Genomic DNA, 21,415 nt, shown 5'->3' with positions numbered 1-21,415 from the left:
GTGTTCTACCTCAGCTTCAGGGTGGCAAGGCCAATCAGCACGAGAATCACGGTGATGATCCAGAAACGGACGATCACACGCGGCTCGGGCCAGCCCTTGAGTTCAAAGTGGTGGTGAATCGGCGCCATGCGGAAAACGCGGCGACCGGTCAGTTTGAAGGAAGCAACCTGAATGACGACTGAAAGGGTTTCCATCACGAACACGCCGCCCATGATGAACAGGACGATTTCCTGACGGACGATCACGGCGATGGTGCCCAGGGCCGCGCCCAGTGCCAGCGCACCGACGTCACCCATGAAGACCTGCGCCGGATAGGTGTTGAACCACAGGAAGCCCAGGCCCGCACCAATCAGCGCCCCGCAGAACACGATCAGCTCGCCCGCACCTGGCACGTAAGGAATCAGCAAATACTCTGCAAACTTCACGTTACCCGACAGGTAGCAGAAGATCCCCAGGCCACCGCCAACCATCACCGTCGGCATGATCGCCAGGCCGTCGAGGCCATCGGTCAGGTTGACCGCGTTGCTCGAACCAACGATCACGAAATAGGTCAGGACAATGAAACCTGCACCCAGCGCAATGCTGTGGTCCTTGAGCATCGGCAGGATCAGCGTGGTTTCCACCGGTGTAGCGGCGGTCATATAAAGGAAGATCGCCGCGCCCAGACCGAACACCGACTGCCAGAAATATTTCCAGCGGCTCGGCAAGCCACGGGAGTTCTTCTCGATCACCTTGCGGTAGTCGTCGACCCAGCCGATGGCGCCGAACAGCAGCGTGACCAACAAGACAACCCAGACATAACGGTTGGTCAGGTCAGCCCACAGCAGGGTACTGACGCCAATCGAAGACAAAATCAGTGCGCCGCCCATGGTCGGGGTGCCCGACTTGGACAGGTGCGATTGCGGACCGTCGTTACGAACGGATTGACCGATCTGACGATTCTGCAGGGTGCGGATCATCCACGGGCCATAGCACAGCGACAAAACCAGCGCGGTCAGTACACCGAGAATCCCGCGCAGGGTCAGGTACTGGAAGACCGCGAAGCCTTTGTAGAACTGTTGCAGATACTCCGCTAGCAGCAGCAGCATTAATGTTTCTCCAGACTGGTCCCGCACAAAGCGGCAACGATGTTTTCCATCGCAGCGCTGCGCGAACCCTTGATCAAAATGGTGGTGTTTGTATCTTGCTCGGCGCCCAGGGCCTTGATCAGCTCAGCCTGCGTGCTGAAGTGAAAGGCTTGTGGACCGAAGGCATTGACGGCGTGAAGCATGTTGGGCCCAACGGCGTACAGCGCAGAAACCTTGCCACGGGCGTACTCGCCCACGTCGCGGTGCCCCTGCTCCGCCCAATCGCCCAACTCGCCGATATCTCCGAGTACCAGAACGGTGCGACCGGAAAAGCCGGCCAGTATATCAACGGCGGCGCACATGGAGGTGGGGTTCGCGTTGTAAGTGTCATCGATCACGCGCATGCCATTGCTGGCCAGTTGCGCAACGGTGCGTCCCTTGACCGGCTGCACCGCGCCAAGGCCGGTGGCAATGCCAAACAGCGACACACCCAGGGCATGGGCGGCAGCGGCGGCGGCCATGGCGTTGGCGACGTTGTGGGTACCGAGCAGGTTCAATTGAACGCGCTCCACACCTTCGGGGCTGTGCAGGCTGAACGCCGGGCAACCGCGAGCATCGGTGGCCAGGTCACTGGCATGGAAGTCCGCCTGGCTGTTGCTCAGGGCAAACGTCAGTACCTTGCGGCCGGCTGCGCGTTTTTTCCAGATCTCGAACGCTTTGTCATCCAGATTGAGAACGGCGACGCCATCGGCATCAAGCCCTTCAATGATCTCGCCCTTGGCCTCGACAATTTTTTCCGGCCCGCCGAACTCGCCCACATGGGCAGTCCCGGCATTGTTGAGAATGGCAACGTGGGGCTTGGTCAGGCCGACGGTGTAGGCAATTTCACCCAGGCGCGAAGCACCCAGCTCGATGACGGCGGCGTTGTGTTCCGGTGCCAGCTCGAGCAGGGTCAGCGGAACGCCGAGGTCGTTGTTCAGGTTGCCACGGGTCGCCAGTACCGGACCACGGGTGCGCAGGATGCTTGCCAGCATTTCCTTGACCGTGGTCTTGCCGCTGGAACCGGTGATGGCGGCGACCGGTTGAGTGAACGCCAAACGATTCAGTGCACCCAGTTGCCCCAGGGCCTGACGGGTATCGTTGACCAGCAATTGCGGCAGCGTAGTGTCGGCGATTTCCCGCTCGACCAGTGCCGCGACGGCGCCTTTGGCTGCCACGTCATTGAGATAGTCATGGCCATCGAAACGCGGGCCCGCCAAGGCAATGAACAGTTGACCAGGCTTGATCGCGCGGCTGTCGATGCTGACGCCGTCGAAGCTGGCATCGACACCGATCAGGCGGCCATTCAATACGCCGGTCAGTTCGCTGAGTTTCAGTGCTTTAAGCATGGGCAACCTCCCAGGCGGTCAAGGCATGATCGGCCTCGACCAGATCAGAGAAGGCATGACGCTCGCCGTTGATTTCCTGATAGTCCTCGTGACCTTTGCCTGCCAGCACGATCACGTCATCTGCCGATGCGCCGGCGATCAACTGGGCAATGGCCTGGCCACGGCCAGCAACGAAGGTGACCTTATCCACAGCCATGAAACCGGTGCGGATGTCATCGAAAATAATCGCAGGGTCTTCGGTACGTGGGTTGTCATCGGTCACCAGCACGCCATCGGCCAGCCGCTCGACCACTTCCGCCATCAGCGGGCGCTTGCCGCGATCGCGGTCGCCGCCACAGCCGAACAGGCACAGTAAACGGCCTTTGACATGCGGGCGCAGCGCAGTGAGGACCTTTTCCAGGGCATCCGGGGTGTGGGCATAATCGACCACCACCAGCGGCTGAGTGCCACCGCCGAGGCGCTGCATGCGACCGGCCGGGCCTTCGAGTTTCGGCAGCACCTTGAGGATTTCATCAAGGGCGTAGTCCAGGCCGAGCAAGGCGCCGACAGCGGCCAGCACGTTGCTCAGGTTGAATCGGCCGAGCAAAGTGCTGCGCAAATGGTGCTCGCCCTGCGGCGTGACCAACGTGGCGCGCACGCCTTCGTCGTCGAAATGTGCTTCCCGGCAATACAGGTAGGCGCTCTTGTCGAGCAGGCTGTAAGTGAGCAGCCGCGACTCACGCTTGTCGGCGGCCAACTGCCGGCCGAAATCGTCATCGAGGTTAACCACCCGGCACTTCAGATCGTTCCAGGCGAACAGCTTGGCCTTGGCTTCGCCATAGGCCTGCATGGTGCCGTGGTAATCCAGGTGATCGCGAGACAGGTTGGTCATCACCGCCACATCGAATGCCAGCGCGGTGACCCGGCCCTGATCCAGGCCATGGGACGAGACTTCCATGGCCACAGCTTTGGCGCCGGCCTTTTTCAGGTCGCCAAGGGTCGCTTGCACGGCAATCGGATTCGGCGTGGTGTGCAGGCCGCTTTCCAGTGCGCCGTAGAAACCGGAGCCCAGCGTACCAACGATGCCGCAATGCTGGCCAAGCAGATCCAGCGCCTGGGCCACCAGTTGGGTCACGCTGGTTTTGCCATTGGTGCCGGTCACGCCGATCAGGTTCAGGTGGTGGCTCGGCTCGCCATAAAAACGCCCGGCGATATCCGACAACTGCGCCGCCAACCCCTTGACCGGAATCAATGGCACTTCAGTGATCGGAAGAACGGTGGCGCCTTCCACCTCATAAGCCACGGCGGCAGCACCGCGTTGCAATGCATCGCCGATATGCGAACGGCCGTCGAACTTGGCGCCCGGCACCGCGAGGAATAGGTCACCCGCGCGCACATTGCGGCTGTCGAGCGCCAGTTCACGAATCAACAGATCGTGGCCGGCGTGGGGGAAAATTTTGTTCAGACTTAATGACATCAGCCGCGCCCTCCATTGGCTTTCAGCGGAACGACCGGGGTGGCGTTGGCTTGTTGGACAGGTGGCAGGTTATCCGGGGAAACGTTCATCAGGCGCAGGGTGCCGGACATCACGCGGCTGAACACCGGCGCCGAAACCAGACCACCGAAGTAGCCGGCCTTGGTCGGTTCATCGATCACCACCACGATGGCATAACGCGGATCGCTCATCGGACCGAAACCGGCGAACAACGAGCGGTAGGAGTTCTCGGCGTAACCTTTGGTACCCACCGAGGTTTTACGTGCGGTACCGGACTTGCCACCGACGTGATACGCCGGCACTTGCGCGCGGAACACACCGCGAGGCGCCTCGATCACTTGCTGCAGCATGCCGTGCATGGTTTTCGCGACCGCTTCCGGCAAGACCTGGGTGGTTTGCGGCATTTTGTCGGTTTTGATCAGTGTCAACGGGGCCAGGCGACCGTTGTTGGCCAGCGCCGAGAAGGCGTGAACCAGCTGGATCGCCGTCACCGAAACACCGTAGCCATAAGACAACGTGGCTGTTTCGGCCTTGCGCCACTCGCGGTAGTTCGGCAGGTTGCCGACACGTTCGCCCGGGAAACCGAGCCCAGTGTCCTGACCGAGGCCAAGTTTCTGCGCCAGGCGAAAAATGGTTTCACCACCGATATCGAACGCGACCTTACTCATGCCGACGTTACTGGAATTGATCAGGATGCCGGTCATGTCCAGCACCGGACCTTCGGTCTTGGATACGTCCTTGATGGTGTATTTACCGATCTGCAAGGAACCCGGATACACCTCGACGGTATCGGTTGGCTTCCAGCGTCCGGTTTCGATGGCCGCGCTCATGGAGATCGCCTTCATGGTCGAACCCGGCTCGAACACGTCGATCATCGCGCGGTTACGCATCATCGCCGGCTGCAGGTTGCGGCGGTTATTCGGGTTGTAGGTCGGCTGATTGACCATCGCGAGGATTTCGCCGGTCTTCACATCCATGATCACCAGACTGCCGGCCTTGGCGCCGTTCTCGATGATCGCGTTGCGCAACTCGCGGTTGGCCAGGTATTGCAGGCGCAGGTCAATGGACAACGCCAAGGGCTTTCCGGCCTTGGCGTTTTTGGTGACCTGGACATCCTTGATCAATCGGCCACGCCGATCCTTGATGACCTGTCGCTTGCCGGGGACCCCGGCCAGCCATTCGTCATAAGCCAGCTCGACACCTTCTCGACCATGATCATCAATGTCGGTAAAACCGACCATATGGGCGGTGACTTCACCGGCCGGATAGAAACGGCGGAACTCTTCGATGCCGTAAACGCCCGGGACCTTAAGATCGAGCACAGCCTGACCCTGTTCAGGCGTCAGCCCGCGTACCAGGTAAATGAATTCTTTATTGGCCTGGGCTTCGAGACGCTCGGCCAACGCTTTAGGGTCTTGCCCGAGCGCAGCGGCCAGTGCCGGCCACTTCTCTTTGGCCAGCTGCATTTCCTTGGCGTTGGCCCACAGGGTCGTTACCGGTGTGCTGACGGCCAACGGCTCGCCATTACGGTCGGTGATCAGGCCACGGTGAGCCGGAATCGGAATATGACGAACGCTGCGCGCGTCGCCTTGCCCCTTGAGGAAGTCACGGTCAACCACCTGCAGGTCGATGATGCGCCAGCAGATCGCTGCCACCATCACGCCGAGCAGCCCCACCACCAGACGGAAACGCCAGGGAAAGAGTGCGCCTTCGAGCTTCATCATGGCGCCACCATCTGTACTTCAGCGGCACCGGGAATACGCATTTTCAGTTGCTCGGTGGCCAGCACTTCGATACGGCTGTGGGCAGTCCAGGTGCTCTGCTCAAGAATCAGCCGTCCCCACTCGGCCTGCGCCTTGTCACGTACGCTCAACTCGTTGTACAGCGAGTTGAGCAGCTGACGATTCCAGTGCGCGCTGTAGGACACACCAATGGCGGACACGAGCACGGCCACGAACAGCAGCAGCATGAAAAAGCTTCCGCCGGGCAGTGGCTTGGCAAAGAGCTTGCTCACCGCAGCTTCTCCGCCACACGCATGACAGCGCTACGGGAACGTGGGTTGGCCTTGAGTTCGGCGTCGGAGGCCGTCTGCGCTTTGCCATGGACTTTGATTTTCGGCTCGAAGGCGACATGCCGAACCGGCAGGTTGCGCGGCAGGTTGTCGGCTTCGCCTTTCACCAGTTTGCGCATGAACAGCTTGACGATGCGATCTTCGAGCGAGTGAAAGCTGATCACGACCAGACGACCGCCCACTTCCAGGCATTCCAGAGCGGCTTCGAGGCCGGTTTCCAGATCGCCCAGTTCGTTGTTGACGTGAATACGCAAACCCTGGAATGCACGGGTTGCAGGGTTCTTGCCCTTTTCCCATGCCGGGTTGGCGACTTTCAAAACTTCAGCCAGATCGGCGGTGCGCTCAAATGGCTTGATATCGCGGCGCTCGACCACGGCACGGGCCATGCGTCCGGAGAAACGCTCCTCGCCGTATTCCTTGAACACGCGGGCAATTTCTTCCACCGGCGCGGTGTTGACGAACTCGGCGGCGCTGATTCCGCGGGACGGGTCCATGCGCATATCCAGTGGGCCGTCATTGAGGAAACTGAAGCCACGCTCCGGATCGTCGAGCTGCGGAGAAGACACGCCGAGGTCGAGCAAAATACCGCTGACCTTGCCATGCAGACCGCGCTCGGCAACTTCGGATCCGAGTTCGGCAAAGCTGCGCTGCACAACGACAAAGCGGCCGTCTTCGGCCGCTAGCGTCTGCCCGGTGGCAATCGCTTGTGGATCTTTGTCAAATCCGAGTAGCCGGCCATCCGGACCAAGCCGGCTGAGGATCAAGCGGCTATGCCCGCCGCGCCCGAACGTGCCATCCAGATAGCAGCCATCAGGACGTACGGCGAGAGCCTCGACGGCTTCGTCAAGCAGTACGGTGATGTGGTTAAAGCCGCTATCAATAGTCACAGGATCAAATCACGCAGTTCATCAGGCATGGCGCCCGGTTGTTGAATAGCAGCAAGGTCAGCGGCAGAAACCGCATTCCAGGCATCCTCGTCCCACAATTGGAACTTGTTCAGTTGGCCTACCAACATCGCGCGCTTATCCAACTTGGCATATTCACGAAGACGCGGTGGAACCAGAAAACGACCACTGCCATCGAGCTCGAGGTCGACGGCATTACCAATCAGTAAACGTTGCAGACGGCGGTTCTCTTCGCGAAGCGAAGGCAGTGCGCGCAGTTTGGTTTCAATAATTTCCCACTCATCGAGCGGGTAAACACACAAACACGGATCAACGGCATCAATTGTGACGATCAACTGACCGGAACTACGCGAAACGAGCTCGTCACGGTACCGGCTCGGCATGGCGAGACGGCCCTTTGCATCGAGACTGATAGCGTTGGCTCCGCGAAACACGTCAGCGTTTCTCCAAATATTAGCGTTCTGCGCTCAAAAAACCCACTTCATGCCACTTTCCGCCACTTGCGCACACTATAGGAATGCGCCCACCACACCGTCAAGGCGCGCATTGAAGGAAAACCCTTACAGAACTGAGATTTAGGAGCGTAAAAGGAGGGGTAACGAGAATCCGGCAGATGAAACTGTCCGATAACTTGAACCAGCTCAGAAGGCTACGTCCGGAAGTTAAAGTAATTTATTAAGAGTAAGATTTTTTTGGTATTACGAAAGTGGTTCTGCCGACATTCTGAAAGGAGGTAAATCGGGGTCGCATTGCGTATGTGAAATCGTTACCAGAGCGGGCAAAACGACACCACCAGCGCCCTGCCTAATGATTTAAGCAGAGGTAAGAAAAAAGGTGGAGAGTCGATCTGTAAGCCGGGTTCTGTCTTGAACAGTCATTCGTCTACGATGGCCATCACTGGACACCTTTAGCAACCTACCCGGTCCCAGCGCGGGCCACGCCTTGGGACCCTATTTGGTCTTGCTCCAAGTGGGGTTTACCTAGCCACGAACTGTTGCCAGACGTGCGGTGCGCTCTTACCGCACCTTTTCACCCTTACCGGCGCCGAAGCGCTTAGGCGGTTATTTTCTGTGGCACTTTCCGTAGGCTCACGCCTCCCAGGCATTACCTGGCACTTCGCCCTATGGAGCCCGGACTTTCCTCCCCCCCCTAATTTTCATAGAGGGCAGCGACTGTCCGATCGACTCTCCGCCGCGAAGGTTAACGGCACAGCGGCTGAAGAACAAGCGCTAAAAGCCTTTGGCCATGCCTGCGCGTCGGGTTTTACTCGCCCTTCTGTTTATCCAGCGCAATTTGATAGAGAACATTTTTGCGCTCACCGGTAATTTGCGCCGCCAATGCCGCGGCACGCTTGAGGGGCATCTCTTCGAGCAACAGGTTGAGGATGCGCATGGCCTCACTGCTGACAGCGCCCTCGTTTTCGGGCGCCGACCAACCCGCCACAAGCACCACACACTCGCCGCGCTGCTGATTACTGTCCGACTCGACGAACTGGCGCAGCTCGGCAAGAGGCAGGCCCTTGAGTGTTTCGAAGGTTTTGGTCAGTTCTCGCGCCAGCAATGCAGGACGGTCGGCGCCGAATACCAGCTCCATATCTTGCAAGCACTCAAGGATGCGGTGCGGGGCCTCGTAAAAAATCAACGTGCGAGGCTCTTCTTTTATCGCCTCAAGACGAGCGCGCCGTCCCACAGCCTTCGCCGGCAGAAAACCTTCAAAGATGAAACGATCCGACGGCAGCCCGGCCGCCGACAATGCCGCAATCAATGCACAGGCGCCCGGAACCGGCACCACATTGATCCCGGCAGCGCGAGCCTGACGCACCAGGTGATACCCCGGATCGGAAATCAGCGGCGTACCGGCATCGGAGATCAGCGCCACATCGTCACCCGCAAGCAGGCGGGTAATGAAACGGCTGCCTTCATCGCGCTCGTTGTGCTCATGGCAAGCGGCCAGCGGTGTCGGAATACCGAAGTGCTGCATCAAACGCTGGGAGTGGCGGGTGTCCTCGGCGGCGATCAAGGCGACCTCGCGCAGGATCTTCAGTGCACGCGCACTGATGTCGTCCAGGTTGCCGATGGGCGTCGCCACCACATAAAGCGAGCCAGCAGCGGAATTCAAAGCACCTGGAACAGTCAAAGCGCACACCTCATGATCGATAAAGCCGCCATTGTAGCGCGTAGCGACGCTCGGTTTTTCGAGCTTTTGTGCCGCACTGCAACATTTGCACGAGCTAAATTGATCGATTCACGCCAGCAACATCGCGCCCCGGCCAGCGCTTGGGTACAATTCGACGCTAATTTGATCGAGTATCAGGAACACTTACATGATCGCTTGCCTGCGGCTGCTCTCTGCCCTCTGCCTCGCTGCCTTGCTGGCGGCTTGCGCCAGCTCGCCCTCCTCCAGCCTTGGCGAACTTCCACGGACCCCGGATGCCAGTATCGAGCAACTGCTCGAGAAAGCTGCCCAAAGCAAATCGCCGGAAGATGCCGCCCTGTTGCGCTTGAGCGCAGCGGACCTCGCCTACCGCCAGGGCAATGCCGCCCAATCCGCGCAAATTCTGCAACAAGTGCCGGTGGAGCAACTCAAGCCTGGCCAGCAGGTGTTCGCCAACACGCTCGCCGCCGAATTGGCGATGACCCGCAATCAACCGAAAGCCGCGCTGACCGCCCTGAGTCACCCGAGCATGCAGCGCCTCGCGGAATTGCCGGAGGAGCAGCAGGTCCGCACCGGCACCGTTCGCGCTCGCGCCCTTGAAGCCGATGGACAGACCCTGGCCGCCGCAAAGGAGCGCATTTTTATTGCACCGATGCTCAGCGGCGAAGCAGCCAGCAAAAACCACGAAGCGATCTGGGCATTGATCGCCTCGCTGCCGACCGAACAATTGCAGCCAAACACCACCGACGACCTCGGTGGCTGGATGGCCCTGGCATTGGCGGTAAAAACGGCCGGCACGCTGGAACAGCAGCAGGCCGCCATCGACAACTGGCGCAAGCAGAACCCTAAACACCCAGCCGCCATTCAACTGCCGCTGCCACTGACCAAGCTCAATGAACTGGCCAGCCAACCTTTGAGCAAAATCGCCCTGCTGCTGCCGCAGGACGGCCCGCTGGCTTCGGTCGGTAAAGCACTGCGCGAAGGTTTCATGGCCGCTCACTACCAGGCACAACAAGCCGGGCAGAAGCCGCCAGCCATCGAGTTTTATGACAGCTCGCGCCTGACCTCTCTCGACGATTTCTATCGCAAAGCTCAGGCTGACGGCGTGCAACTGGTCGTTGGCCCACTGGAAAAGCCACTGGTCAAACAGTTGAGCACTCGCCCGCAACTGCCGATTACCACCCTGGCGCTGAACTACAGCGAAGGCGATCAAGGCCCGGCCCAACTGTTCCAGTTTGGTCTTGCCGCTGAAGACGAGGCCCGCGAAGTGTCCCGTCGCGCCCGCGCCGACGGCCTGCATCGCGCCGCCATCATGGTGCCAAAAGGCGAATGGGGCGACCGGGTCCTTCGGGCATTCAGCCAGGACTGGCAAGCCAATGGCGGCAGCATCGTTGCCACCGAGCGTGTCGACCAGCCGGTTCAATTGGCCCAGCAGATTGCCGACATGTTCCAGCTGCGCCAGAGCGAAGGTCGCGCCAAGAGCCTGCAAAGCACGGTAGGTTCTCAAGTTGCCGCCCAACCTTCCCGCCGCCAGGACATCGAGTTCATCTTCCTGGCTGCCACGCCGCAACAGGCACAACAGATCAAACCGACCCTGAATTTCCAGTACGCAGGCGACGTTCCGGTTTACGCCACGTCCCACGTATTCAGTGCCAGCGGCGATGTGAACCAGTACAACGACATGAACGGCATTCGCTTCTGCGAAACCCCATGGTTGCTGGACGCCAATGATCCGTTGCGCAAGCAAGTCACCGCTCAATGGCCACAAGCGGCCGGCAGCCTGGGTCGCCTGTACGCAATGGGCGTCGACGCCTATCGCCTGGCGCCACGCCTGGGGCAACTCAAGGCCCTGCCGGACAGCCGCATTGAAGGCCAATCGGGCAGCCTGGGCATGACGCAGCACCAGCGCGTCGTACGACAGCTGCCATGGGCGGAGTTCGTCAACGGCCAGGTTCAGCGCCTGCCGGACACCTACCGCTGATGCCTGACAGGTCACGCCAGCAAAGCGGTAAAGATGCCGAGCGCCAGGCGCTCGGACATCTTCAACAACAAGGTCTGCGCCTGTTGGCGCAGAACTGGTTGTGCAAACGCGGTGAGCTTGATCTGGTCATGCTAGATGGCGATACAGTAGTATTCGTTGAAGTTCGCTACAGAAAAAACACTCAATGGGGTGGAGCGCTCGATAGCATCGATGAGCGCAAACGGCAGAAACTGGTTTTTGCCGCGCAATATTTTCTTCAGCGCGAGTCGCGCTGGGCCAACTCCCCTTGCCGCTTCGACGTGGTCGCCATTGATAGCGACCTCAATCAGCTGAACTGGTTACAGAATGCCTTCGACAGCTGATCGTTCGCGCCCTGAAACGGACAACACCCAACACTTTTGCTCTTTGCATTGCGGGCTGCACATTCACGTGCCGGACAGCCGCGCTCATTAAGGTCACACAGATGGACATGCAATCCCGAATTCGCCAGCTTTTTCAGGCCAGTATCGATACCAAGCAACAGGCGATGGAAGTACTTGCACCGCACATCGAGCAAGCCAGCCAGGTCATGGTCAACGCCCTGCTCAACGAAGGAAAAATGCTTTCCTGCGGCAATGGCGGCTCTGCTGGTGACGCCCAGCACTTTTCATCCGAACTGCTCAATCGCTTCGAGCGAGAGCGTCCGAGCCTGCCCGCCATTGCGCTGACCACCGATAGCTCGACGATCACCTCGATCGCCAACGACTACAGCTACAACGAAGTCTTCTCCAAGCAGATCCGCGCCCTCGGCCAGCCAGGCGACGTATTGCTGGCAATTTCCACCAGCGGCAACTCGGCAAACATTATTCAAGCGATCCAGGCCGCACATGATCGCGAAATGATTGTCGTAGCATTGACCGGTCGCGATGGTGGCGGCATGGCGTCACTGCTATTGCCCGAGGATGTGGAGATTCGCGTACCGGCCAACGTCACCGCACGTATTCAGGAAGTCCACCTGCTGGCGATCCACTGTCTTTGCGACTTGATCGACAGCCAACTGTTCGGGAGTGAAGAATGACCCCTAATCGCCTCGGCCTTCTGGCCCTGACCCTGTGCCTCGGCATCAGCGGCTGCACCTCGGTGGTTAATGCCAGCCGTGAAGCCCCCATTGAAGATGATCGCGGCACGCGCACATTCGGCAGCAAAATCGACGACTCCCTGATCGACACCAAGGTCGGCGTGAACATCGCCAAGGCTGACCCGGCGTTGGATAACGACTCGCATATCGTCGTCACCAGTTTCAACGGCGTCGTGCTCCTCGCCGGGCAAACCCCGCGTGCCGATCTCAAAGCGAAGGCTGAACAGGCCGCTGCCGCTGTTCAACGCGTAAAGACTGTGCATAACGAAATACAGATCCTGCCACCGTCCAGCTTTCTTGCCCGCCAGAACGACACCTGGCTGACCTCCAAGATCAAGACTCAGATGCTCACTGACCCGAACATCCCGGGCTCGCGCATCAAGGTTGTCACCGAGAACGGCATCGTCTACTTGCTGGGCCTGCTGACCAAGCAGGAAGCCGCCCAGGCAACCAACCTGGTGCAAGGGGTTTCCGGGGTTCAGAAGATCGTGAAGCTGTTCGAGTACATCGACTAATCTCTTCGGTGCTGGCGACTCTGAAATCGCCATCGCCAGCAAGCCGGCTCCTACAGGTAACAAAAAAGGCGATCCTTGCGGATCGCCTTTTTTATTACTTCACCACCTTCAAACTGGGCCGACCGCTGGGGCGCGGCGGCTCGCTGTCAGGTGGTGGAATATCATCATCCGGCTCGATCTCTTCCTCGTCGTCCATAGGCGGCTCCAGATCGAACACCATGCCCTGACCGTTCTCCCGGGCATAGATACCCAGGATCGAGGCGATAGGCACATACAAGGTGTGCGGTACACCACCGAAGCGGCCTTCGAAGCTGACCGCCTCGTTGTCCATATGAAGATGACGCACCGCTTGTGGCGATACGTTCAGGACAATCTGCCCATCACTGGCAAAGCCCTGCGGCACCTGCACGGACGGATACTCTGAGTTGACGAGCATGTGTGGGGTGCAGTCGTTGTCCACAATCCACTCGTAGAGCGCGCGGACCAGATAAGGTCGACTGGAGTTCATAGCGGCTCCTTAAGCCTTAGCGCATGTCGCGTTCGACACCAGACAGACTCGCCTGGAAAGCCTCACGCGCAAACTGGCGCTCCATGTAATCAAGCAGCGGCTTGGCAGGCCGCGGCAGTTCTATACCCAGAATCGGCAATCGCCAGAGTATTGGCAATAGGCAGCAATCCACCAGGCTTTGTTCCTCACTGAGGAAAAACGGTTTGTCGGCGAACAACGGCGACACGCCTGTCAGGCTTTCGCGCAGCTCTTTACGCGCTACGGCTCGAGCAGCTTCCTTGGTCCGAGAATCCAGAATCAGGTCCACCAGACCACACCAGTCCCGCTGAATGCGATGCATCAACAGACGACTGTTGGCACGCGCCACCGGATAAACCGGCAGTAGTGGCGGGTGCGGATAACGCTCATCCAGGTATTCCATCACCACCGTAGATTCCCACAGCGCCAGGTCACGATCGACCAAGGTGGGCAAACTGCCGTAAGGGTTCACTTCGATCAGTTTAGGCGGCTGGCGGCCAGCTTCCACATAGATGATCTCGGCGCTCACACCCTTCTCTGCCAGTACGATTCGCACCCGGTGGGAATAGTGGTCGGCGGGGTCGGAGTAACAGGCCAACCGATTGGTCACGCCCATGGCGATCCTCCTCGCTTGTAGAAATAGTTGGAAGCGGAAAAACGAGCGCGCCCAGAGGGCGCCTCCCGTAACGGGCTAGCCAGCCTCGTTACACCTTCAGAGACGCCCTTGGGCGCGCGCGATTAACAGCAATTGCTTAAAGCTTTATCAGTGCACGTCTTTCCAGTATTCACGCTTGAGCAGATAAGCGAATACGAAGAAGAACGCCAGGTACAGCAATACATACGTACCGATGCGCTGATGTTGCAGCTTAACCGGGTTAGCCGAGTAAGCCAGGAAGGTTACCAGATTCTTGACCTTCTCATCGAACTGCTCTTCGGTCAAAGACCCACTCTTCGGCACGATGGTCAACTGATCGCACGCTTCATGAGTCAGCGCCGTACCGGTCAACGGATCATATTGCTTCTTGCCGTCTTCGACGATCTGAACCTGTTTGCAACCGACGACCTGACGACCTTGCAGGCCAACCAGAACGTTAGGCATACCAACGTTCGGGAAGACCTTGTTGTTCACACCCCAAGGGCGCGACGGATCTTCGTAGAACGACTTCAGGTAACCATAGAGCCAGTCAGTACCGCGAACGCGAGCAACCAGAGTCAGATCGGGCGGTGCCGCGCCAAACCAGGTCTTGGCATCAACCGGCTGCATGCCGGTGCTCATGTGGTCGCCAATCTTGGCCCCCGTGAACACCAGCTTCTCCAGCATCAACTCATGGGGAATGCCCAAGTCATCGGCTACACGCTCGTAGCGCTGGAACTTGGCGCTATGGCAACCCATGCAATAGTTGGCAAATGTACGCGCGCCATCCTGCATGGCGGCCTTGTCGGAAACGTCGATGTCGACTTTTTCCAGCTCCGGACCACCGTGTTCAGCAGCGAACGCGAACACTGGCAGCGCAGCAAGCATCAATACAGCAAATAGCTTTTTCATCAGCCAGTCACCCTTTCCGGAACCGGTTTGGTCTTCTCGAGCCTGGTGTAGAACGGCATCAAAATGAAGTAGGCGAAGTACAGGAAGGTACATACCTGCGACAGCAACGTACGACCTGGAGTCGGCGCCAATACACCCAGAATCCCCAGGATGACGAACGAGATGCAGAACACCACGAGCCAGATCTTGCTCAGCCAGCCTTTATAGCGCATCGACTTGACCGGGCTGCGATCCAGCCACGGCAGGACGAACAGAACGGCAATGGCCGCGCCCATGGCAATCACACCCAGCAGCTTGTCTGGAACAGCCCGCAGAATCGCGTAGAACGGGGTGAAGTACCAGACCGGAGCAATATGCTCAGGTGTCTTGAACGGGTTGGCCTGCTCGAAGTTCGGCTTCTCGAGGAAGTAACCGCCCATTTCCGGGAAGAAGAACACGATCGAACAGAAGATGAACAGGAACACCACCACGCCGACGATATCTTTCACGGTGTAGTAAGGGTGGAACGCGATGCCGTCGAGCGGAACGCCGTTTTCATCCTTGTGCTTCTTGATGTCCACGCCGTCCGGGTTGTTCGAACCGACTTCGTGCAGCGCAAGAATATGCAGCACCACCAGACCGAGGATCACGATCGGCAAGGCAACGACGTGCAAGGCGAAGAAGCGGTTCAGGGTAATACCGGAAATCAGGTAGTCACCACGAATCCACTGGGTCAGGTCGTTACCGATGACCGGAATCGCACCGAACAGCGAGATGATCACCTGGGCACCCCAGTAGGACATCTGACCCCACGGCAGCAGATAGCCCATGAAGGCCTCAGCCATCAGCGCCAGGTAAATCAGCATGCCGAAGACCCACACCAGTTCACGTGGTTTCTGGTACGACCCGTAGAGCAAGCCACGGAACATGTGCAGATAGACCACGATGAAGAATGCCGAAGCACCGGTGGAGTGCAGCAGACGCAGGATCGAGCCGTACTCGACGTCGCGCATGATGTATTCGACGGAAGCAAAGGCCTCTTCCGCCGACGGGGTGTAGCTCATGGTCAGCCAGACACCCGTGACGATCTGGTTAACCAGAACGAGCAGCGCCAGGGAACCAAAGAAGTAGAAGAAGTTGAAGTTCTTCGGGGCGTAGTACTTGCTGAGATGGTCTTCCCACATCTTGGTCGCGGGAAAGCGCGCATCAACCCAATCCATGAACTTGCTCATCACGCTTTCTCCGTATCGACGCCAATGATAATGATCTCATCGGTCTCATAGGAATGCGGGGGAACTGGCAGGTTCAAAGGCGCGGGTTGCGACTTGTAGACGCGGCCAGCCAGGTCGTAGTGGGAACCGTGGCAAGGGCAGAAATAACCACCTACCCAGTCCTTGCCCAGGTCAGCGGGAGCTACTTCGGGACGGAATGTCGGCGAACAACCCAGGTGCGTGCAGATACCGATCAGCAGCAGAACCTCAGGTTTGATCGAACGGGTTTCCGGATCGACATACGTCGGTTGTGTCGAGTTCTTGGAGGTCGGGTCAGACAGCTGGCCCTCGATCTTCTTCAGATTCCCCAGGATTTCCTCGGTACGGCGGACAATGAAGACCGGCTGGCCGCGCCACTCAGCAATCATTTGCTGGCCTGGCTCGACTTTGCTGACATTCACTTTCACCGGTGCACCTGCGGCTTTCGCCTTGGCACTGGGAAACCATGACCCCACGAACGGGACCGCAGCCCCCACCGCTCCTGCAGCACCCACCACGGATGTGGCTGCTACCAAGAAGCGACGCCGGCCTGCATTCACGCCGTCATTGCTCATTCAGTCCTCTCCCATCAGCTTTGTGGCCTGTTAAATCAGGCATCTACTAAGTAAAACTATGTACTTATAAAAATTTTGCCGAATGGTAATGAAAAGCCCCAATTCTGACAAGGTAATTACCCTGGGGCACTCCTCCCAAGCCTTGTAGTATAGGGCCTCTACGGATGTGGCAAGTTGTCACAGCGCAATTCTTTGATAAATCGCACACACAAAAAAACGCCCAGCTCCGTGAGGATACTGGGCGTTCTTTTTTGAACGTGGAAGCGAATTAACGCTTCGAGTACTGCGGACGCTTACGCGCTTTACGCAGACCAACTTTCTTACGTTCAACTTCACGTGCATCGCGGGTTACGAAGCCGGCTTTACGCAGAGCGCTGCGCAGAGTTTCGTCGTAGTCCATCAGAGCGCGGGTGATACCGTGGCGGATTGCGCCAGCTTGACCACTTACACCACCGCCGATCACGGTGACGTAGATGTCGAACTTCTCGACAGTCTCGGTCAGTTCCAGCGGCTGACGAACTACCATGCGGGCAGTTTCGCGGCCGAAGAAGCTATCCAGCGAACGGTTGTTGATGGAGATATTACCAGTACCCGGACGCAGGAAAACGCGTGCGGTTGCGGTCTTGCGACGGCCAGTGCCGTAATTTTGAGTCGCCGACATAATGAACTATTCCGTTAAATCTTCAGTTCTTGGGGCTGCTGAGCAGTATGAGGGTGTGCAGCGCCCGCATAGACTTTCAGCTTACGGTACATGTCGCGACCCAGCGGGTTCTTAGGCAGCATGCCTTTGACCGCGGTCTCGATCACGCGCTCAGGGGCCTTGGCGATCAGCTTTTCAAAGTTGATCGACTTGATGCCGCCCGGGAAACCGGAGTGGGAGTAGTACATTTTGTCGCTGGTTTTAGCGCCAGTAACACGGATCTGCTCAGCATTGATAACGACGATGTAGTCGCCGGTGTCAACGTGAGGAGTGTACTCAGGCTTGTGCTTGCCACGCAGACGGCTCGCGATTTCGGTGGCCAGACGACCCAGGGTCTGACCAGCAGCGTCGACGACAAACCAGTCGCGCTTTACTGTTTCCGGTTTAGCAGTAAAAGTTTTCATTCTTTATAGCCTCAGGGGCCGCCTGTAAATAAGACGGCGGATCTTACTGAATAGTGCGTACTTTGACAAGTCAAAGGCAGCCGGATACAGACGCTTTCGGGGGCTCGGGTCGGCGCGTCCGTTCAACGGCAAGATTCTTCGGCGGCGGCGCATCACTTCCACTGCAGAAAGAGGTGCGCAATTATGCAGATTGCGGAAAATATTTCAACCTGCTTTTATGATTGTTTTGCCCAAGGAGCACCCCGATGGAGTATCGCCAGCTAGGCCGCACCAATCTGAACGTGAGCGCACTCTGCCTAGGCACCATGACCTGGGGCGAGCAAAACACCCAAGCCGAAGCCTTCGCCCAGATTGAGCGTGCCAAGGGCGCCGGGATCAACTTCATCGATACCGCCGAAATGTATCCGGTGCCGCCCAAGGCCGAAACCTATGCCACGACCGAACGCTACATCGGCAATTATTTCAAAAGCCGCGGCGATCGTGCCGACTGGATCCTGGCCAGCAAGATCGCCGGCCCCGGCAATACCATCGACTATATCCGTGATAAAAACCTGCGGCACAACCGTCAGCACATTACCGAGGCCGTGGATGGCAGCCTCCAGCGCTTGCAGACCGATTACATCGACCTGTACCAATTGCACTGGCCGGAGCGCAGCACCAATTTCTTCGGCCAGCTGGGCTACAAGCATAAGATCGAAGCCAACCTGACACCGCTGGAGGACACCCTCGAAGCCCTCGACGAACAGGTCAAGGCCGGCAAGATCCGCCACATCGGCCTGTCCAATGAAACCCCGTGGGGCACCATGCGCTTTCTCGCCCTGGCCGAAGCCCGCGGCTGGCCACGCGCGGTATCGATCCAGAACCCGTACAACCTGCTCAACCGCAGTTTCGAAGTCGGCCTGGCGGAAATCGCCATTCGCGAACAGTGCGGCCTGCTGGCTTATTCGCCGCTGGCGTTCGGTTTCCTGTCAGGTAAATACGAAGGTGGCGCACGCCCGCCAAAAGGCCGCCTGAGCCTCTATAGCCGCTTCAGCCGCTACTTCAACCCACAGTCGGAAGCGGCGTGCAGCCGCTATGTTGCACTGGCACGCAAGCACGGCCTGGATCCGGCGCAAATGGCACTGGCATTCGTGACGCAACAGCCGTTCGTGACCAGCAATATCATTGGGGCGACAACGCTTGAACAACTGGACAGCAACATTGCCAGTTTTGATCTGAAACTGTCGGATGAAGTGCTGGAAGGGATCGAGGCAATTCACAAGGATCACCCGAACCCGGCCCCTTGATTGATTCATAGACCCATTCGCGAGCAGGCTCGCTCCCACAAGGATTGCACTGTACCTGTGGAAGCGTGCCTGCTCGCGAAGGCTTCAGACCAGTCTCCCCGGTTAAAGCGACCGCGCAATGATCTCTTTCATGATTTCATTGGTCCCGGCATAAATCCGCTGTACCCGCGCATCGGCCCACGCCCGGGCGACCGGATATTCCCACATGAACCCGTAGCCGCCATGCAACTGCACGCACTCGTCGAGGACCTTGCATTGCAGGTCGGTTCCCCAGTATTTGGCCATCGCCGCCGTCGGCACGTCGAGTTTGCCTTGCAGGTGCAGCTCCAGGCAGCGGTCGACAAAGACCCGGCCGATCTGAATTTCAGTCGCCATTTCCGCCAATTTGAAACGGGTGTTCTGGAAGTCGGCAATCGATTTGCCGAATGCCTTGCGCTCGCGGGTGTAATCCAGCGTCCACTGCAACGCTGCTTCGGCTGAAGCCAAGCCACCAATGGCGACAGTAAGGCGCTCCTGAGGCAACTCCTGCATGAGGTAGGCAAACCCCATCCCGGCCTGACCCAACAGGTTTTCCTTGGGCACCCGAACGTCCTGGAAGAACAGCTCTGATGTGTCCTGGGCCTTCATGCCGACCTTCTCCAGGCGCTTGCCCTTGTCGAAGCCCGGCGTATCGGCCTCTACCAGAAACAGGCTGGTGCCTTTCGCGCCAGCCTTTGGATCGGTCTTGGCGACGACAATCACCAGATCAGCGAGAAAACCGTTGGTAATGAAGGTTTTCGAGCCGTTGATCACATACTCGTCGCCATCCAGCACAGCGGTAGTCTTCACACCTTGCAAATCGGAGCCGGCCCCTGGTTCCGTCATGGCAATGGCACTGACCATCTCCCCGGAGACCAGCTTCGGCAGGTATTTGTGTTTCAGCGTTTCGCTACCGTAATGCAGGATGTAGGGTGCAACGATGTCCGAATGCAGGGAGAAACCGATGCCGGTCAGCCCCAGGCGCCCCACTTCTTCGATCACCACCGCGCTGTAGAGAAAGTCCGCCCCCAGCCCGCCGTACGCTTCCGGCAGATGCGAGCACAACATCCCCGCTTCCCCTGCCTTGTTCCAGAGTTTACGGTCGATAAAACCTTGCTTTTCCCATTGTCCATGGAACGGCACTGCCTCTTTTTCGAGAAAGGTTCGAACGCTGTCACGGAAGAGTTCGTGCTCGGAACTGAACAAGGTTCTAGGGATCATGCGGCACCTGTCATTAGTTTTTAGAAGAGGTTGACCTTCAGAGACTAAGCCCCGGGTCCGATACAGGACACTGGACACATCAGACAAAAAATAAGACGATCCAGCCGTCTGGTGACCACTTTCCCCTATAAGAATAAAGTTGAATTATGTCTAACCAAGCCTCCACGCCTTTACGGCGCGTCAGCATCCTGGCTATCGACCGGGTTTTCGCTTCCACCCTCATGCAAGCCAAGGATTTCTTCCACCTCGCCAGCCTGCGCTACGGCAAACAACTGGGTCGCGGCCTGGTTCCGGCCTTCGAAACCAGACTGGTCAGCCCTGACGGCAAACCGGTCAACAGCTTCAGCGATGTGATCATGCCGGTGGATGGCGGGCTGGAAAATACTGACATCATCGTCATTCCCGCGTTTTGGGATGACTTCGAAACCCTCTGCCAACGCTACCCACAAGTCCTGCCCTGGTTACGCCAGCAACATGCGCGTGGCGCGGTACTCTGTGGCGAGGCCACTGGCGTGTTCTGGCTGGCCGAGGCCGGGCTGCTCGACGGCAAGGAAGCGACCACCTACTGGCGCTTCTTCAATGCCTTTGCCGAACGCTTCCCACGGGTCCACCTCAATCAGGACAAGCACCTGACGGACGCTGACAACCTGTACTGTGCGGGAGGCACCACCTCGGCGTGCGACCTGTATATCTACCTCATCGAGCGCTTCTGTGGCGCCAATGTGTCCCAGGCAGTGGCTCGGGATATTCTTTATGAAGTACAGCGCAGCTACTCGCCAGGACGCATTGGCTTCGGCGGGCAAAAGCTGCACCAGGACGGAATCATCCTGCAAATCCAGCATTGGCTCGAAGAGCACTTCGCCGACAAATTCCGTTTCGAGGATGTCGCCCGCGAACACGGCATGAGCATCCGTAACTTCATGCGTCGCTTCCAGACCGCCACCGGCGACAAGCCACTGCATTACCTGCAACGCCTGCGCATCGAAACTGCCAAGGGCTTACTGTCAGGCAGCCGTAAGAGCATCAAGACCATCAGCTATGAGGTCGGATATGACGATGCAAGCTTCTTTGCCCGGCTGTTCCGTCAACACACTGAGTTGTCGCCGAACCAGTATCGGCAGCAGTTTCAGCAGGCTGCGTAGGGATTAAGGATCAACACCAATCACCTGTGGGAGCGAGCCTGCTCGCGAAAGCGGTGTGCCAGTCACTGCAATGCCGGACTTGCCACCGTCTTCGCG

The 21,415-nt window shown here is 58.4% G+C and carries 22 protein-coding genes and 1 other RNA gene; 6 read left to right on the top strand and 17 right to left on the bottom strand.

The annotated features are described in order from the left end of the window. Window positions 1-5: 5 nt before the first annotated feature. From mraY to rsmI, 9 genes are all read right to left on the bottom strand, one after another. Window positions 6-1,088, bottom strand: coding sequence for a phospho-N-acetylmuramoyl-pentapeptide-transferase (gene mraY, locus ACSFE6_RS21610; protein WP_008060275.1), 1,083 nt, complete (start codon window positions 1,086-1,088; stop codon window positions 6-8). Then, the gene (locus ACSFE6_RS21605; protein WP_435429478.1) at window positions 1,088-2,455 is read right to left on the bottom strand and encodes a UDP-N-acetylmuramoyl-tripeptide--D-alanyl-D-alanine ligase; all 1,368 of its coding nucleotides are present in this window, start codon (window positions 2,453-2,455) and stop codon (window positions 1,088-1,090) included. The genes mraY and ACSFE6_RS21605 overlap by 1 nt, the downstream gene beginning before the upstream one ends. Next, window positions 2,448-3,911, bottom strand: coding sequence for a UDP-N-acetylmuramoyl-L-alanyl-D-glutamate--2,6-diaminopimelate ligase (locus ACSFE6_RS21600; RefSeq protein WP_435429477.1), 1,464 nt, complete (start codon window positions 3,909-3,911; stop codon window positions 2,448-2,450). The genes ACSFE6_RS21605 and ACSFE6_RS21600 overlap by 8 nt, the downstream gene beginning before the upstream one ends. Next, window positions 3,911-5,650 carry a peptidoglycan D,D-transpeptidase FtsI family protein gene (locus ACSFE6_RS21595; protein ID WP_175391069.1) on the bottom strand — a complete coding sequence of 580 codons (1,740 nt, stop codon included), beginning with the start codon at window positions 5,648-5,650 and terminating at the stop codon, window positions 3,911-3,913. The genes ACSFE6_RS21600 and ACSFE6_RS21595 overlap by 1 nt, the downstream gene beginning before the upstream one ends. Further along, on the bottom strand, window positions 5,650-5,943 hold the full coding sequence (gene ftsL / locus ACSFE6_RS21590) for a cell division protein FtsL (protein WP_435429476.1): 294 nt from the start codon (window positions 5,941-5,943) through the stop codon (window positions 5,650-5,652). The genes ACSFE6_RS21595 and ftsL overlap by 1 nt, the downstream gene beginning before the upstream one ends. Beyond that, window positions 5,940-6,887, bottom strand: a complete 948-nt coding sequence (rsmH, locus tag ACSFE6_RS21585) for a 16S rRNA (cytosine(1402)-N(4))-methyltransferase RsmH (protein ID WP_433737059.1) — start codon at window positions 6,885-6,887, stop codon at window positions 5,940-5,942. Before rsmH ends, ftsL begins: the two co-directional genes overlap by 4 nt. Beyond that, a complete protein-coding gene (gene mraZ / locus ACSFE6_RS21580) occupies window positions 6,884-7,339 on the bottom strand; it encodes a division/cell wall cluster transcriptional repressor MraZ (RefSeq protein WP_003205355.1) in 456 nt (151 codons plus the stop codon). The genes rsmH and mraZ overlap by 4 nt, the downstream gene beginning before the upstream one ends. 400 nt (window positions 7,340-7,739) lie before the next feature. Beyond that, window positions 7,740-8,093: RNase P RNA component class A (gene rnpB, locus ACSFE6_RS21575), an RNA gene on the bottom strand. 75 nt (window positions 8,094-8,168) lie between these two features. Beyond that, a complete protein-coding gene (rsmI, locus tag ACSFE6_RS21570; protein ID WP_435429475.1) occupies window positions 8,169-9,041 on the bottom strand; it encodes a 16S rRNA (cytidine(1402)-2'-O)-methyltransferase in 873 nt (290 codons plus the stop codon). A gap of 187 nt (window positions 9,042-9,228) precedes the next feature. Between rsmI and ACSFE6_RS21565 the strand changes: the two genes are divergently transcribed. From ACSFE6_RS21565 to ACSFE6_RS21550, 4 genes are all read left to right on the top strand, one after another. Beyond that, window positions 9,229-11,040 carry a penicillin-binding protein activator gene (locus tag ACSFE6_RS21565; RefSeq protein ID WP_435429474.1) on the top strand — a complete coding sequence of 604 codons (1,812 nt, stop codon included), beginning with the start codon at window positions 9,229-9,231 and terminating at the stop codon, window positions 11,038-11,040. Next, window positions 11,040-11,402 (top strand): YraN family protein, encoded by a 363-nt coding sequence (locus ACSFE6_RS21560; protein ID WP_435429473.1) that lies wholly within the window; start codon window positions 11,040-11,042, stop codon window positions 11,400-11,402. The genes ACSFE6_RS21565 and ACSFE6_RS21560 overlap by 1 nt, the downstream gene beginning before the upstream one ends. Before the next feature lie 101 nt (window positions 11,403-11,503). After that, the gene (locus ACSFE6_RS21555; protein ID WP_095192986.1) at window positions 11,504-12,097 is read left to right on the top strand and encodes a phosphoheptose isomerase; all 594 of its coding nucleotides are present in this window, start codon (window positions 11,504-11,506) and stop codon (window positions 12,095-12,097) included. Continuing rightward, window positions 12,094-12,672 carry a BON domain-containing protein gene (locus ACSFE6_RS21550; protein WP_435429472.1) on the top strand — a complete coding sequence of 193 codons (579 nt, stop codon included), beginning with the start codon at window positions 12,094-12,096 and terminating at the stop codon, window positions 12,670-12,672. Before ACSFE6_RS21555 ends, ACSFE6_RS21550 begins: the two co-directional genes overlap by 4 nt. A gap of 94 nt (window positions 12,673-12,766) precedes the next feature. Here ACSFE6_RS21550 and ACSFE6_RS21545 read toward each other — a convergent pair whose 3' ends face one another. From ACSFE6_RS21545 to rplM, 7 genes are all read right to left on the bottom strand, one after another. Further along, window positions 12,767-13,180 carry a ClpXP protease specificity-enhancing factor gene (locus ACSFE6_RS21545; RefSeq protein ID WP_435429471.1) on the bottom strand — a complete coding sequence of 138 codons (414 nt, stop codon included), beginning with the start codon at window positions 13,178-13,180 and terminating at the stop codon, window positions 12,767-12,769. 16 nt (window positions 13,181-13,196) lie between these two features. Next, entirely contained in the window at window positions 13,197-13,814 is a 618-nt protein-coding gene (locus ACSFE6_RS21540) for a glutathione S-transferase N-terminal domain-containing protein (RefSeq protein WP_007989864.1), read from the bottom strand. 147 nt (window positions 13,815-13,961) lie between these two features. Further along, on the bottom strand, window positions 13,962-14,744 hold the full coding sequence (locus ACSFE6_RS21535; protein ID WP_435429470.1) for a cytochrome c1: 783 nt from the start codon (window positions 14,742-14,744) through the stop codon (window positions 13,962-13,964). After that, window positions 14,744-15,955, bottom strand: coding sequence for a cytochrome b (locus ACSFE6_RS21530; RefSeq protein ID WP_435429469.1), 1,212 nt, complete (start codon window positions 15,953-15,955; stop codon window positions 14,744-14,746). The genes ACSFE6_RS21535 and ACSFE6_RS21530 overlap by 1 nt, the downstream gene beginning before the upstream one ends. Beyond that, the gene (gene petA, locus ACSFE6_RS21525) at window positions 15,955-16,548 is read right to left on the bottom strand and encodes a ubiquinol-cytochrome c reductase iron-sulfur subunit (protein ID WP_435429468.1); all 594 of its coding nucleotides are present in this window, start codon (window positions 16,546-16,548) and stop codon (window positions 15,955-15,957) included. Before petA ends, ACSFE6_RS21530 begins: the two co-directional genes overlap by 1 nt. Before the next feature lie 268 nt (window positions 16,549-16,816). Beyond that, a complete protein-coding gene (gene rpsI / locus ACSFE6_RS21520; RefSeq protein ID WP_007961615.1) occupies window positions 16,817-17,209 on the bottom strand; it encodes a 30S ribosomal protein S9 in 393 nt (130 codons plus the stop codon). A 14-nt stretch (window positions 17,210-17,223) separates the two neighbouring features. Next, window positions 17,224-17,652, bottom strand: a complete 429-nt coding sequence (gene rplM / locus ACSFE6_RS21515) for a 50S ribosomal protein L13 (RefSeq protein ID WP_110964818.1) — start codon at window positions 17,650-17,652, stop codon at window positions 17,224-17,226. Between the two features lie 245 nt (window positions 17,653-17,897). Here rplM and ACSFE6_RS21510 point away from each other — a divergent pair, with 245 nt between their 5' ends. Further along, window positions 17,898-18,938, top strand: coding sequence for an NADP(H)-dependent aldo-keto reductase (locus ACSFE6_RS21510; protein ID WP_435429467.1), 1,041 nt, complete (start codon window positions 17,898-17,900; stop codon window positions 18,936-18,938). 102 nt (window positions 18,939-19,040) lie between these two features. On the opposite strand, the gene ACSFE6_RS21505 is transcribed toward ACSFE6_RS21510, so the two are convergent. Next, window positions 19,041-20,177 (bottom strand): acyl-CoA dehydrogenase family protein, encoded by a 1,137-nt coding sequence (locus tag ACSFE6_RS21505; protein WP_435429466.1) that lies wholly within the window; start codon window positions 20,175-20,177, stop codon window positions 19,041-19,043. Between the two features lie 221 nt (window positions 20,178-20,398). Here ACSFE6_RS21505 and ACSFE6_RS21500 point away from each other — a divergent pair, with 221 nt between their 5' ends. Further along, a complete protein-coding gene (locus ACSFE6_RS21500; protein WP_435429487.1) occupies window positions 20,399-21,319 on the top strand; it encodes a GlxA family transcriptional regulator in 921 nt (306 codons plus the stop codon). Window positions 21,320-21,415: the final 96 nt, after the last annotated feature.

This window comes from Pseudomonas baetica (genome assembly GCF_051216495.1).
GTDB lineage: Bacteria > Pseudomonadota > Gammaproteobacteria > Pseudomonadales > Pseudomonadaceae > Aquipseudomonas > Aquipseudomonas baetica_B.
The sequence above is the reverse complement of the archived record's forward strand: the minus strand, read 5'-3'. Positions and strand labels throughout refer to the sequence as shown.

Bases quoted from the DNA above. Each gene is read 5' to 3' on its own strand.
- ACSFE6_RS21545 (WP_435429471.1), bottom strand. From the start codon at position 13,180: ATGAACTCCAGTCGACCTTATCTGGTCCGCGCGCTCTACGAGTGGATT.
- ACSFE6_RS21560 (WP_435429473.1), top strand. From the start codon at position 11,040: ATGCCTGACAGGTCACGCCAGCAAAGCGGTAAAGATGCCGAGCGCCAG.
- rpsI (WP_007961615.1), bottom strand. From the start codon at position 17,209: ATGTCGGCGACTCAAAATTACGGCACTGGCCGTCGCAAGACCGCAACC.
- petA (WP_435429468.1), bottom strand. From the start codon at position 16,548: ATGAGCAATGACGGCGTGAATGCAGGCCGGCGTCGCTTCTTGGTAGCA.
- ACSFE6_RS21505 (WP_435429466.1), bottom strand. From the start codon at position 20,177: ATGATCCCTAGAACCTTGTTCAGTTCCGAGCACGAACTCTTCCGTGAC.
- ACSFE6_RS21565 (WP_435429474.1), top strand. From the start codon at position 9,229: ATGATCGCTTGCCTGCGGCTGCTCTCTGCCCTCTGCCTCGCTGCCTTG.
- ACSFE6_RS21510 (WP_435429467.1), top strand. From the start codon at position 17,898: ATGGAGTATCGCCAGCTAGGCCGCACCAATCTGAACGTGAGCGCACTC.
- mraY (WP_008060275.1), bottom strand. From the start codon at position 1,088: ATGCTGCTGCTGCTAGCGGAGTATCTGCAACAGTTCTACAAAGGCTTC.
- ACSFE6_RS21530 (WP_435429469.1), bottom strand. From the start codon at position 15,955: ATGAGCAAGTTCATGGATTGGGTTGATGCGCGCTTTCCCGCGACCAAG.
- ACSFE6_RS21595 (WP_175391069.1), bottom strand. From the start codon at position 5,650: ATGAAGCTCGAAGGCGCACTCTTTCCCTGGCGTTTCCGTCTGGTGGTG.
- rplM (WP_110964818.1), bottom strand. From the start codon at position 17,652: ATGAAAACTTTTACTGCTAAACCGGAAACAGTAAAGCGCGACTGGTTT.
- ACSFE6_RS21550 (WP_435429472.1), top strand. From the start codon at position 12,094: ATGACCCCTAATCGCCTCGGCCTTCTGGCCCTGACCCTGTGCCTCGGC.
- ACSFE6_RS21605 (WP_435429478.1), bottom strand. From the start codon at position 2,455: ATGCTTAAAGCACTGAAACTCAGCGAACTGACCGGCGTATTGAATGGC.
- ACSFE6_RS21600 (WP_435429477.1), bottom strand. From the start codon at position 3,911: ATGTCATTAAGTCTGAACAAAATTTTCCCCCACGCCGGCCACGATCTG.
- ACSFE6_RS21535 (WP_435429470.1), bottom strand. From the start codon at position 14,744: ATGAAAAAGCTATTTGCTGTATTGATGCTTGCTGCGCTGCCAGTGTTC.
- ACSFE6_RS21555 (WP_095192986.1), top strand. From the start codon at position 11,504: ATGGACATGCAATCCCGAATTCGCCAGCTTTTTCAGGCCAGTATCGAT.
- ACSFE6_RS21500 (WP_435429487.1), top strand. From the start codon at position 20,399: ATGCAAGCCAAGGATTTCTTCCACCTCGCCAGCCTGCGCTACGGCAAA.
- ACSFE6_RS21540 (WP_007989864.1), bottom strand. From the start codon at position 13,814: ATGGGCGTGACCAATCGGTTGGCCTGTTACTCCGACCCCGCCGACCAC.